This is a genomic window from Streptosporangium sp. NPDC023963, assembly GCF_040639135.1.
Classification (GTDB): Bacteria; Actinomycetota; Actinomycetes; order Streptosporangiales; family Streptosporangiaceae; genus Streptosporangium.
The window spans coordinates 153247-165993 of sequence record NZ_JBEZZK010000009.1 but is presented as its reverse complement, the minus strand read 5'-3'; the positions used below and the strand labels follow the sequence as shown (position 1 = coordinate 165993).

The window sequence follows — 12747 nt, the reverse complement described above, 5'->3', positions numbered from 1 at the left end:
ACCGCCCCGATGACCGCACGGGACCTGCTCTCCCGCTGGGAGGACCAGCAGTCCGCCTACGTGGCCCACCTCGAGAACCGCTTCCAGGCGATGCTCGACGTGCTCGGCCTGCACTGCCCCGGCGACCTCACCGTGCTCGACCCGGCCTGGCGGACGGCGCCGCCACCTGGGAACAGTGGTGGGCGCTGGCGGCCGGCCACCCCGAGCTGGCCCCGTTGCTGCCCGAACGGGAGCGGCGCTTCGCCGACCGGCCGCCGCAGCCTCCGGCACCGCTGGAGTTCCACCTCGCGGCGCTGCGCACCGCGGGCTTCACCGAGGTGGGAACCGTCTGGCAGTACCTGGACGACCACGTCGTCTTCGCCCGGCGATGACCCCCGATGACCCCCGATGACCCACGATGACCCACGACGATCCTCGACGACCCCGACGACCCCCGACACCCACGATGACCTCTGACGACTTCTCGCGTACCTCCGCGACGGCCGTGCCCGCCGTGCCCCCCGCACCCGCCGCACCCGCCGATCCCGGGACGACCGCCACGGCCTCGCGGGCCGGGTGGCGGCGCTCGCTCCCGGCGGTCGGCGCGGGGCTGGTGCTGCTCCCCCTGTCGGTGGCGCTCGCGGTGACCGTCGGAGCCGCGGGCCTGTCGGTGGGCGAGGTGTTCCAGAGCGTCGCCGCGCACCTCGGCCTCCCGGTGGCACCCCCGAGCCCGCTGATGGACGCGATCGTGTGGGAGCTGCGCCTGCCACGGGTGCTGCTGGCGACGCTGGTCGGGGGCGGCCTGGCCGTGTGCGGCGCGGTCCTGCAGGCGCTGACCCGCAACCCGCTGGCCGACCCCTACCTGCTCGGCATCTCCTCCGGGGCGTCCACCGGGGCGGTGGCCGTCCTGATCCTCGGCCTGGGATCGGGAGCCGCGGCCGCCCTGACGGCGGGCGCCTTCGCCGGCAGCCTCGCGGCCTTCTGCTGCGTGCTCGCGCTCATCGGCGCGGCAGCGGGCGGCTCCCTGCGCGTCGTGCTGGCCGGCGTGGCGGTCTCGCAGCTGTTCAGCGCGCTGACCAGCCTGATCGTCATCTGGGCCGGTGACGCGCAGAGCACCCGCGGCGTGACGTTCTGGCTGCTGGGCTCCCTCGCCTCGGCGAGCTGGAGCACCGCCGCCCTGTGCGCGGCGGCGACGGGAGCCGGCCTGGCGCTGTGCTGGGCCGCCTCCCCCGCCCTGGACGCCTTCGCCTTCGGGCGCGAGGCCGCCGCCTCGCTCGGCATCGCCCCGGGCAGGACCCAGCTCGTCCTGCTCGTCACCACCGCGCTGAGCACCGCGGTCCTCGTCGCCGCGAGCGGCGCCATCGGGTTCGTGGGCCTGGTCGTCCCGCACGCCGTCCGCTTCCTGGCCGGCGGCCGCCACCGCGTGCTGCTGCCGGCCTGCGCGCTGTACGGGGCGATCTTCCTGCTGTGGGCCGACACCGCCGCGCGCACGCTGTTCTCCCCGCGCGAGGTACCCGTCGGGGTCCTCACCGCCCTGATCGGCGTCCCCGCCTTCGCGGTCGTCATGCGCGGAAGGAGCGCCGGATCATGAGCCTGGACACCCATGACGTCACCTGGGGCGCCGACGGCGTCCCCATCGTCGACGGGGTCACGATCAGCGTGCCGGAAGGGCGCTTCACGGGCCTGATCGGCCCCAACGGCTCCGGCAAGTCGACGCTGCTGCGGCTGCTGGCCGGCCTGCTGCGCCCGCGGTCCGGGACGGTCCTGCTGGACGGGCGCCGGCTGGACGAGCTGCCCCGGCGCGAGGTCGCCCGCCGCCTGGCCGTGGTCGCCCAGGAGGTCTCCACCGACATCGACATGACCGTCGCCGACGTCGTGGCACTCGGCCGGATCCCGCACAGGTCACCGCTCACCCTCATGGGCCGCGACGACCTTCGCGACGCGCGGGAAACCGAGGAGGCCCTGGAACGGTGCGGTCTGGCGGGCTGGGGAGAGCGCCGCTGGTCGACGCTGTCGGGCGGGGAGCGCCGGCGCGTCGGCATCGCCCGCGCGCTGGCCCAGCGGCCCACCGAGCTCCTGCTGGACGAGCCGACCAACCACCTCGACATCCACCACCAGCTCGACCTGCTGCGGATGCTGTCCCGCACGCCCGCCACGGTCGTCGCCGCCCTGCACGACCTGAACCTCGCGGCCCGCTACTGCGATCACCTCCTCCTGCTGGAGGCCGGACGCGTGGTCGCCTCGGGTCCCCCCGCCGAGGTCCTGACCGAACGGTGGATCGAGCGCGTCTACCGGGTGCGGGTGACGGTGAGCCCGTCTCCCGACGGCCGCCCCCTGCTGTGGTACTCCCCGCTGGACGAGACGGCCTCCCCGCCTCCCGGCACCGACCGCCGGGAGGCGGGACGATGAGGATCACCCCGCGGGGAGGCCGACGACCGCGTCGGCCCAGCGGTCCAGCACGATCTTGTCACCGGGTGTCCAGGAGACGAACCGGTAGGGGCCGCTGCCGACCGGTGCGGTCTTCTCCAGCGTGCCCCTGGGCACGATGCCGAGCGTGGTGCGCTGCACGAGCGGCGGTCTTCCCGTCCTCGGAGACACGGCGGGCCGGCCGGCGGCGAGCGCGGCGGGCATACGCTCGCCGTTTCCCGCCGGGGTACGCGCCGCGGCCCGGCGGGAAAGGACCGTCAGGTGCCGACGGCGGCCGGGACGCACTCGACGACGGTGTGCCGCGCCGTGAGGTCGCGCACGGCGGCTACCCGCAGTCCGGCGGCCGCGGCCAGCGCCCGGTAGTCGTCGACGGTCCGTTCCCGGCCACCGGCCAGGACCAGCATCCGCAGGTTCATCTCCGCGAACATGGCCGGATCGCCCCCCGAGACGATCGGCGACTCGAGGATCAGTACCCGGCCGCGCCGGCCCGCCGCGTCGGCGCAGCGGCGCAGGATGGCGGCCGCCTCGGCGTCGGCCCAGTCGTGCAGCACGCGGTTGAGCACGTACACGTCGGCGCCGCCGGGCAACTCGTCGAAGAAACTCCGCCCGACCGTCTCGCACCGGTCCGCCAGCCCGCGTCCGGCCAGGTACCGCTGCGCGCGTGACGCGGTGTCCGGCAGGTCGATCAGCACACCGCGCAGGCCCTCGTGGCGCGACAGCAGCTCGGCCAGCAGCACCCCGGTACCGCCGCCGACGTCGGCCACCCGGGTCAGCGCCGGCCAGTCGTAGCCCTCCGCCAGCTCGCCGAACCCGGTGCCGGCCGCCATCGTCGCGTCGAAGGAGGCGCTCAGCTCGGGGTTCGCGTCGAGATAGCGCCAGAACGGTGCGCCGAACACCGCCGCCCAGGCCGGCCGGCCAGTGCGCACCGTGTCCGCCAGGCCGGTGAAGGCCAGGTCCATCCGGCCGCCGAACCCGTCCAGGTCCAGCCACCGCCACATCGCGGACGGGTGGTCCCGGCGCAGCAGGACGGCCGTCCCGTTCGCCGCGAACGTGCCCGGCCGGGGCTCGGCGAACACATCGCGGCAGACCAGATGGCGCAGCAGCCGGCCCAGCGCGTCCGGGTCCGCGCCGGCCCGGGCGGCCAGGTCCTCGATGTCCGAACCGTCCTCGTCCACCAGATCGGGCAGCCGCAGGGTCACGGCCACCCGGAGCGCCATCGGGGTCACCAGATCCATCAGCGGCGTCAGGGCCCGCCACGCGGCGAGCCCGTCCAGCGCGGCGCCGGTCGTCGCGGTCGCCTCGTCGTTGCTCGTCATACGCACCTCCTGTCCCCATGGTGCGCGCCGAGGCCGGCCACGGCTTGGACGAATCGGCACCCGTCCTTCCCCGGACCTGGTTCGGTGCACGTCCCCAGGCGCTCCGCTCGACGGCTGACAGCAACCCGACTGCAACCCGGAATGCGATCCCGGGCAGACCTCCCGATCGTGAAACAGGGAGTCTTCCCAGGTCGTTTGGGTAGGGCGCCTGGGACTCGAACCCAGAACCTACGGATTAAGAGCGGCAATTCGCTGAGATCACCTCAATCAGTCGAGGGAAGCTGAATCAGCAGTCCTTGAGAGGAGAACAGTTCATGATCGAGGAACCGCCCGGCGACTCTTCCCAAGATGCATAGATACTCCTCCAGCTGTCCTTCTGTCGTTGTGATGTCGTATGGCAAACCCTCCCAGTAAGCCTGGTATTCCTCCTCATAGTAGATGCTTCCAGTGCATGTCCCGTCGTGGGTGTAGAACAGTTCGTCGATTTCTTCCACACCAGGGATGTACGAGACATCGAAAGCGCGCTGACCGCCGAGACTGAGCGGGTCGGAAGACAGCATCAGGCCGTTGAGATAAATAACTATCGACCAGCCAGGAGCAAGGCGGGCGATCCAAGCCTGATGCGGCGCCTGGGACTTGGAACCGTATGATTCCATGGCGGTCTGAAAGTCGCATGCGAATGTCGTCTCCGTTGCGACTCGCAGCCGTCGGGCTACCTCGTCGATGTCTTCGATGCTGACCCATTGGGCCATGAAGAAGTCATGGAATCCATGTTCGATCAGGAGGCGATGTTGATTTTCGGCGGGGAGGGCATGCATGGAGGGTATCCGGATTTCATATGATGAGCGTCGACAGGGAAAGGGGGTAAGGAGTGGTATCATACCACTCCTTACCCCCTCCTTAGAATGGGTTCAGCCGGTCGGCCTTAAGGTGCGATGAGCACCCAGAAGGGGTTTTCTTGCCCGACCCGGAAGTCCGCGTAGAACTTTTTGAGCTCCGTCCCCTGGAGGTTGTTTTGCCTGCCGTTCAGGGCCCTTACGGAGAAATGCCCTTGAGCATATCCTGCCCCTTGCAGGGTTGAGGCGAACGGGTATTCGTCGCAGGTGTTTTCTTTCCCCATGGGCAGCTTGTCGTCCCTATATGGCTGGGGATACTTTTCCGGCATGTAATATTTGCAGTAGTTGATACTCCAGGAGTGACGTTCACGGGCTTTCTCGCGATTAGCGACTTCCTGCTGAGAGAACGGCGGGGACGTCAGAGGCGGCGGGAGTAGCCAGTGCATTTCCTTCGGCGTTTCCACGCTTCCCACGTCCATGTGCATTTCAATCCGAGAGAAAAACTTCCTGTTGTAGTTGGCGGTTTCGCTCTTCTCTGCTATCCCCCTGGTCAGCGGCTTCCCTGCGGCATCGTCGCCATCCTCGTCGTATCGGGGCGCAGCCCAGTTGCCGTATATGAACTTATTTTGCTCGTTGCCCAGAATCTTTCGCGTGGGCGGGTATGACGGCTTCGACCAATCATGGCCTGGCCGGAGGTATGGGAAGGTCCGAGAGTTGTTTGGACTCAGGGCGTCCTCGATATGCTCGATCACCTCTATGAAGGCTTTGTCATCGCTCTTGGACATGACGAACACGCGCTTCGCCCTGGTGTTGATACAACCACCGACCCGGTCTGCGACAGCCTCGTCATCGGCGCCGAACGTCATGCTGTCGCAGCGGAAATTCGGCACCCAGCTCAGGAGATGCGGCTCGCCCTTACCATGCCGCCGAATTCCGACGACCTTCCCGTCGTCATCCAGGGCTTTATCGCTCCAGAGACGAAGGGCCGGGTCCGCCAACCCCTCCACATCGAATCGGACATGAGGGGCGATCGTGCAGACGAACGTGCTCTTCGCATCGACGGTCGCATGGATTTTGAATGTCTCGTCGGACTTGGCGACCCATGCCGAGACGTCCTTGGTCTTGCTGTCGTCGTCCGGCTCACAGTCGCCGTCGCTGAAGGGTTTCGTATCGGCGTAAAGTTCGATCGATATGGGTAGATTACGGAGCTCCGACGCCGGGATGATGACATTCCCATTTTTATCGAGGATTGCGAATTCATCCAGCTGAACGAACATCTTCATGTCGGTCGGTTTGATCCCGGTTCCGGCGCCGTTCACCACGCTATTCCCGGTTGAGTCGCCCAAATAGCTATGGATAACCCAGGTGGCACGGAAGCGGAATGCGAAGTCGTCATCGAATGGCTCTTCGAGTTGGCTGCACACCCACTTGATGATCCACTTGGCGCGATTGCAGGTCGCTTTCTTCATCTTCCCGGTCGAGTCGTCCTCCTCGTAGTCCTTTACGTAGAGGTATGCCGACCAGCACGAACTGTATGGCTGCTCACCGATCCGCGCGTCGTACTCCGCGTAACCGGTTTCTTTCCCGCTGACCGTGCAGTCATGCAGCTTGGGATGTTCGTACTCGAATCCACCATTTTGCGCCATGGCGGCGCTCACGGCTGGAGCCGAGAGAGCGCCCTCTTCGAGAGTTCTCGATGTCCGGGTCACCGGGCTCGTCAGCAGAGCAGTGATCTCGCTGGCGTCGAGCGACCGCTGGTAGATCTGGACCTCATCAAGGTCACCCTTCATCTCGCTGCCCAGGGCCATGGCGGTGTCCGCGTTCCACGCTGTGAAGCTGACCGGTGCGGTCTTGATGAGGGTTCCGTTGAAGTACAGCGATGCGGTGTTGGCCGCCGCGTCGTACACGCCGGACAGGTGGAACCACTCGTTGACCGGTGGTTCGACGTCGGACAGCACGCCCTCGATCGTCGCATCGGCGGTGTCGGCGCTGGTGAAGGTGAACACCAGGCCGTGGTCGGCGGTGTTGCCCAGCCGGAAGGGCGCCTGGTGGGTGCCCTTCTGCTCAAGGACGGTGTGGTCGCCGTCCTTGTCGCTCCACTTCAGCCAGGCGGCGGCGGTGAAGCTCTCATCGGTGCGGATCACCGGTCCGGTGGTCTGGGCCAGGGGTTCCTCACCGGGCCGGGTGACGTCGACGGTGACCTGCTGCCAGTCCGACCAGGCCGAGGCGGCCTGCCCGGCGACCGCGCGGGCCCGCCAGCGCACCTGCCACCCATCCGTCAGCTCCCCGGCCGGAACCGCCAGGCTGGCCTGGGTGCCGGAGGCGACGTTGTCGGCGCCACCGGCCCAGATCTGGCCGCTGCCCTGCCCTTCCGGTGCGGCCGGGTCGTGCTCGACCTCGACCTCGGCGCGCAGTGCCTGGCCGGTCGGGTGGGTGACGGTGGCCTTCAGCGCCGGGGTGAGCGTGGTGGTCACCGTGACGTTGTCCACCACCTTGGACGGGGTGATCGTGAGGCCCTGCACGGTGGGTCTGGGCAGGCTGACGGTGAGGGTCTGCCAGTCCGACCAGGCGGAGGCGGCGGTGGGTGAGACCGCGCGGGCCCGCCAGCGCACCTGCCATCCGTCGGTCAGCGTGTTCGCCGGGACGGCGATGTTGGCCTGGGTTCCGGCTGGGACGTTGTCGGCGCCACCGGTCCAGATCTGGCCGGTGCCCTGCCCGGCGGGGGCGGCCGGGTCGTGCTCGATCTCGGCCTCGGCGCGCAGGGCACCGCCGGCCGGGTCGCTCACTTGGGCCAGCAGCGCCGGGGTGAGGCTGGAGGTGACGGTGATGCCGTTCACCTGCTGGGAGGGGTTGACCTGCAGCGTGCCCACGGTCGGTTCGGAGACCGGGTCCGGCAGGTCCACGGTCAAGGCCTGCCAGGGCGACCAGGGCGAGCCGATGGTGGTGGCGGTGTTGACGGCGCGGGCGCGCCAGCGCACCTTCCACCCGTCGGTCAGCTTGGCGGCCGGGACGGTCAGGGTGGCCTGGGTGCCGGAGGCGACGTTGTCGGCGCTCCCGGTCCAGATCTGGCCGGTGCCCTGGCCGGTGGCGGCGGGGTCGTGTTCGACCTCGACTTCGGCGCGCAGCGGCTGGGCGGCCGGGTCGGTGACCGTGGCCAGCAGGTCGGGGGTCAGGCTGGTGGTCACGGTGGTGCCGTTGACCTGCTGGGACGGGGTGACCTGCAGCGCGCTGATCGTGGGGTTGGGTACATCCACGGTCGCGTTCTGCCAGGCCGACCACGCCGAGGTGGTGGCGGCGGTGGTGTTGGCCGCGCGGGCCCGCCAGCGGATCTTCCAGCCGTCGGTCAGCTTCCCGGCGGGGACGCTGACGGTGGCCTGCCCGCCGGACGTGGCCGCCTGCGAGGCGCCGGTCCAGATCTGGCCGGTGCCCTGGCCGGTGGCGGCGGGGTCGTGCTCGACCTCGAACTGCCCGGTCAGGGAGCCGGTCGCGGTGTCGGTGACGGTGGCGGCGAGCTGCGGGGTGAGCGAGGTGACCGTGGTGGTGCCGCCGCCGGCCTGTGCCGGGGTGATGGCCAGGTCGGTGACGACAGGCGCGGACGCGGGGCCGCTGGTGGTGACGGTCAGCTTCGGCGGGATGTTGAAGTCGGTGTCCTCAACGGAGGTGAACGTCCGGTAGTTGTTGATGTTCGTCTCGCCGGGTGACTTGAGCACCAGGCCGTGGCTGGCGGCGCCGGCGGCCCAGTCCTGGGCGATGCCGGTGACGTTCCAGTCCATGCTGTCCGGCCAGGGCTCACAGTCCGGGTTGACGCCCTTGAAGTTGGTGGAGGCGTCCTCGGTGGTGTGGGCGGGCTTGTTGGCCCAGTACAGGTTGTCCGGGTCCCAGGCGCCGGTCAGGCGGGCGACCTGGATGCCGTTGGTGAGCGCGGGGCCGCAGTTGTGGGCGTCGATGGTGTTCATCGACAATGTGGCGGCGGTCACCGTGCTGCCCTGCAGGCTCGTGGTGTCGAACCGCAGGTGCGTCCGCGACTTTAACCCGCCTGTCATGGTGCCGGCGGCGAGGTACTGGTTGTCAGGGAACGCGGGCAAGTCGACCGTGTCGTAGGTGGTGACCTCGACGTCGGCGCCGAGCGGCAGCGTGACCGCCGCGGCCACGCGCACCGGGTAGGTGGTGCCGGCGTCCTCGAGGAACGCCTGGCCCGGCTTGATCACCAGCTCCGTACGGCCGTCCTTGGTGACCACGTCCGTGGCGGCCTTGCCGCGCTTGGCCGGCGCGGCCTGGCCCTTGCCACCGGCGTCCCGCATGACCGGCCGCGCCGCCGCGGCGACCAGCTTCTTGTCCTTGCCCTTCAGCAGCAGTCGGCCGCCCTTGCCCTCGGTCAGGGTCAGGCCCTCGTCGTCGACGCCGATCCGCAGTTGCAACGGCTTGGCGGGCCGCTGGCGCAGCACCACCTCATGCCGGAATCCGGTCGGCAGCGCCGTCACCACCAGATCCGCCCCCGTACCGGCGGCGTCGGTGTAGGTGGCGACATTGCCCTTGACGGCCGGCTTGGGCAGCGGCGTCGGCCAGCGCAGCGCGTACGACTTCCCGTCCGCCGTCATCTTCACGAACGGATCCGTGCCACCGGCGGAGATCTCCACGACCGCACCCTCGGCGAGGGCCTTGGGCCGCAGCTTGCCGTTCTGCTCGACCAGGATGGTGTCGATCGGCACCCACTTACCGGCTTGCTGGGTCCGCACCGGACCCGCGGCGATCTCGGTGGTGAACGTCTTTCCGTCAGGCTGGGCATAGGTGACGCCGGTCGCGGTGGTCTGATCGGCCACCTCGACGGCCTTACCCTGACGAACCGCCTCACGAGACGCCACGGCCTGCGCCTGCGTCGGGGTGTTCGACACCGCGTTTCCACTCTTGCCGGGAATCCACGCCGCCGTATCGTTCAGGCTCGCGCGATGATCATTCCCTGACGAGTCGGCGGCCGTACGGCCGTCTCCCTCATCGAACGTCCAGAGACCCGCGGCCTGCATCAGAGTAGTGAAGGACCAGGTGTAGGGGTCCATCATGTTTTCTGACGAGTCGATCGCTCCCGAGACCTCGACCGTGTAAGTGGTTCCTGGCTTCAGCGGATGCGCGGGGGTGAAGATTGCGGTCCGTCCAGTACTGTCGAACTCGGTACTGCCCTGAATTTCGGCACCCTGTGCGTTCTTCGCCGCGATCGTGGGTTCGTCGACTTCTTCGGTGAACGTCACCTTGATCTGAGAGTTCAGAGGGACCTCGGTGGCATCGCTGACCGGTTCGGTCGCCAGCACCCGCGGGGCCGCGGTGTCCTCCCCATTGGGATTACTGGTGTCGCCATCGTATTCGGAAGGATCGCTAGGGGAGAGTTTGCTGGTCCTGATGAGAGACCCCTCACCGTCCCGTCGCTGTTGGTTGGCGGCTACCAGCGCGTCGCTCATCACCAGCGAGTCGATCTCCACCTCCGTTTCCGGCACGTAGACCGACCTGGTGAGGGCTTCCTCGTATTCAGGGATCGAGGTGAGCGGCTCGCCTGAGGTGATGACGACCGTCTCGCGACGGGGCGGTGGGGGTGGTGTCGGCAGTTCGACGTCGACGGTGAGGATGGGCGGGTGGAGCTGGAACTTGCAGTCTTCCAGTGGCTTGGTCCTGCAGCCGCCGGCGTCCTCGGAGGCGTAGCGCCGCCAGTTTCGCAACTCGGACTCGTTACCCGCGGTGAGCTGGATGCCGTGGTTGGTGTCACCGTTGATCCATGCCTGGACGACACCGTTGAGTGAGTGGGTCAGGTTCCAGGCGTAGTTGCAGTCTTCGCTGTAGGCGCCGTACTCGGTGTTCGCGCCCGTACCGACGACAGACGGCTGGCTGTTCCAACGCAGCAGCATGTCATCCCATGAGGAGGTGATCCGCCGCGCTGTGATGCCGGAACCGACCGACGTACCGCAGGTGTTGGACAGGTGGTTCCACAGGTGCAGGTCGGCGTTTTGCACCGTGCTGCCCGCGAACTCGGCGGGCATGTTGGGGAACTTGAGGTACCCGCGCCAGCGCTTGGCGGTGCTGCTGGCGTAGGACTTGCCGACCACGATCTCGGAGTCGGCGAAGGTGTCCCAGCTGTCGGTGAGGTCGACATCGTTGATGTAGGCGTCCATGCCACCGCCGGTGTGGCCTTCGTACCAGTCAGAGGCCGCGGCGGCCATCGTCACCGGGTACGTCGTCGCCGCATCGGCCAGGAACGCGGCGTCCGGCGTGAAGACCAGGGTCTTGCCGTCCTCGGCGAGGGTGACGGCGGCCTTGCCGATTTTGCCCGCATCGAGCGGGGCGCCCGCGTCGGCGGCCTTGGCGTCCCGCAGCAGGGTCGGCCGTACCTCGGTCAGCGTCTTGCCGTCCTTGCCCACGATGGTGGGCCGGCCCGCGGCGTTCTTTGTGAAGGACATGTCTTTGGGCAGGTCGAACGGGACCCGGAAGGAGACCGGGCCGGTGGGCCGTTCGGCGATGGTGATCTGCTGCCGGAACCCGGTCGCGCTCGCGGTCACCACCAGGTCGCGGCCCTTGCCGTATGCGCCGGAGTAGGTGGCGGTGTTGCCCTTCAGCTTGGGTGCGGGCAGGGCCGATGGCGCGGTGATCTTCGCTGTGGCGTCGGCCGCCTGGCTCTTGAGCAGGGTCTTGTCCCGGCCGGCGGACAGGACGATGTCTCCCGTCGCGGCCTTGGGCTTGATGACGCCGTCCGCCTCGACGAGGGTGGTGTCGATCGGTGTGAAGCCCTTGCCGTCGGCCTTCTTGACGCGTACGGGCTCGGTGGACAGCTCAACCCGCAGCGTCTTGCCATCGGGGTTGGCGAACAGCGTCGTGCTCTCGGTGTTGCGCTCGGGGATCTCGACTCGCTTACCGGTTTCGCGGGCCTTCTTCTTGGCGGCCTCCAGCGTCTCGTCCACGGCGGGCTGTCCGCCGCTCTTCGGGGCGGGAGGGGCGGAGGTCCGGGCCGGGGCCGGATCGGGTTCCTGCTCGGCCCAGGACGGAACCGCGGTCAGGCTGACGACCATGGTCGCGGCCAGGGCGGTGGCGGTGGCGCTCGCCAGGCGGCGTCTGCGCCTTCGAGGACTGGAGGCGAGCGGTAAGGGCTCTCCGCTCCCTGTCGTTAAGTTCACTCAGGTCTCCTGCGTGCATGCAAGTGGCCTACGCCAAAGGCGCAGGCCACTCGAACGTGTGTTCGTTCCACAGAAGCTATCAATAAGGTTTACATAAAGAAAGATCTGTGATCAAGCTGACTTTTGTGATCGAATTACCTAATGACCTGCGGCAGCACCGAGGTGTAGGTGCCGCAGACCCATCACCAGGCGGCCGCGGCGACGGCCCGGCTGGTGATGGACACGGCCCGCAGGACTGTGCGAAAGATCCATAACGGACGGCGGGCGCGTATGGCCCGCCTGTGACCCAGGCACGTCCCAGGTCGTGATCGCGGGCTCTTCCGGACGGCTTCTGGACCTATGACCGGCAGGTGGTGAAGTTCGACGCGGCCCGGGTGAGGGCGGCCGACCTCGGCATCATCGCGGCGTCGAAGCGGCTGAACACCGCCCCGCCCCCGCCCGGCCGGTCGGCGCCCCCGGGAACAAGTGCGTGGACGTGGCCGCCGACGACACCGGCGGCAACGGCGCCGCGAGACTGCGGCGGTGGGACTGCAACGGCAGCCTGGCGCAGACGTTCAGGAGGCAGTAGACCGGCGGGGGGCGGAAGTCTCGGCTCCCGCACCCACCCCGGTTCACCTGCGGGAGGACCCGCCCCGGTTCACCCGCGGGAGGGAGCGCCGGCATGTCATGAACGGGTCTTCGTGAATCCCCTTCCGATGCGTGAACCGGCCGATCGGCCGGATCCCGGGCGCCGCGTCCTCCGGATGGAGCGGATGCCGCGGCGATCCCGGGAAAGCGGAGAAGGCCGGAGTTCCTACCTGGCGTGATCGCGAAATGTACGTGATCATTGGACCCACCATGCAGCGCCGTGCTCTCGTCCGTACCACCGCCGCGGGATCGGGTGCCGTCGCCTTCTCCGCCTCCCGGCGCCGTCACGGACGCCGCGCGGACGTCGTCCGTGACGACCGGGCACCGCGCCCCTGACCCGCCCCGCCCGCCGGGCACCGCCGCAGTCGACCCCGCCCCCGCCCGCCCACCGCCACACCGACCCGCTCCCGC

At 68.7% G+C, this 12747-nt stretch carries 7 protein-coding genes; 3 read left to right on the top strand and 4 right to left on the bottom strand.

All coding sequences use genetic code 11. The annotated features are described in order from the left end of the window. The first annotated feature begins 215 nt into the window (after positions 1 to 215). The 3 genes from AB0F88_RS26080 (at position 216) to AB0F88_RS26070 (ending at position 2388) form a co-directional block, all read left to right on the top strand. Positions 216 to 371, top strand: a complete 156-nt coding sequence (locus AB0F88_RS26080) for a hypothetical protein (RefSeq protein ID WP_362689160.1) — start codon at positions 216 to 218, stop codon at positions 369 to 371. A 74-nt stretch (positions 372 to 445) separates the two neighbouring features. Beyond that, positions 446 to 1570, top strand: a complete 1125-nt coding sequence (locus AB0F88_RS26075; protein WP_362689157.1) for an iron chelate uptake ABC transporter family permease subunit — start codon at positions 446 to 448, stop codon at positions 1568 to 1570. Then, positions 1567 to 2388 (top strand): ABC transporter ATP-binding protein, encoded by an 822-nt coding sequence (locus AB0F88_RS26070; RefSeq protein WP_362689154.1) that lies wholly within the window; start codon positions 1567 to 1569, stop codon positions 2386 to 2388. Before AB0F88_RS26075 ends, AB0F88_RS26070 begins: the two co-directional genes overlap by 4 nt. A 3-nt stretch (positions 2389 to 2391) precedes the next feature. Here AB0F88_RS26070 and AB0F88_RS26065 read toward each other — a convergent pair whose 3' ends face one another. From AB0F88_RS26065 to AB0F88_RS26050, 4 genes are all read right to left on the bottom strand, one after another. Next, positions 2392 to 2547: a hypothetical protein gene (locus AB0F88_RS26065; protein ID WP_362689151.1), complete on the bottom strand. Its 156-nt coding sequence runs from the start codon at positions 2545 to 2547 to the stop codon at positions 2392 to 2394. Between the two features lie 116 nt (positions 2548 to 2663). Next, the gene (locus tag AB0F88_RS26060) at positions 2664 to 3722 is read right to left on the bottom strand and encodes a methyltransferase (protein WP_362689147.1); all 1059 of its coding nucleotides are present in this window, start codon (positions 3720 to 3722) and stop codon (positions 2664 to 2666) included. Between the two features lie 263 nt (positions 3723 to 3985). Further along, positions 3986 to 4540, bottom strand: coding sequence for a hypothetical protein (locus AB0F88_RS26055; RefSeq protein WP_362689144.1), 555 nt, complete (start codon positions 4538 to 4540; stop codon positions 3986 to 3988). A 107-nt stretch (positions 4541 to 4647) separates the two neighbouring features. Continuing rightward, entirely contained in the window at positions 4648 to 11496 is a 6849-nt protein-coding gene (locus tag AB0F88_RS26050) for a DNRLRE domain-containing protein (protein WP_362689142.1), read from the bottom strand. Positions 11497 to 12747: the final 1251 nt, after the last annotated feature.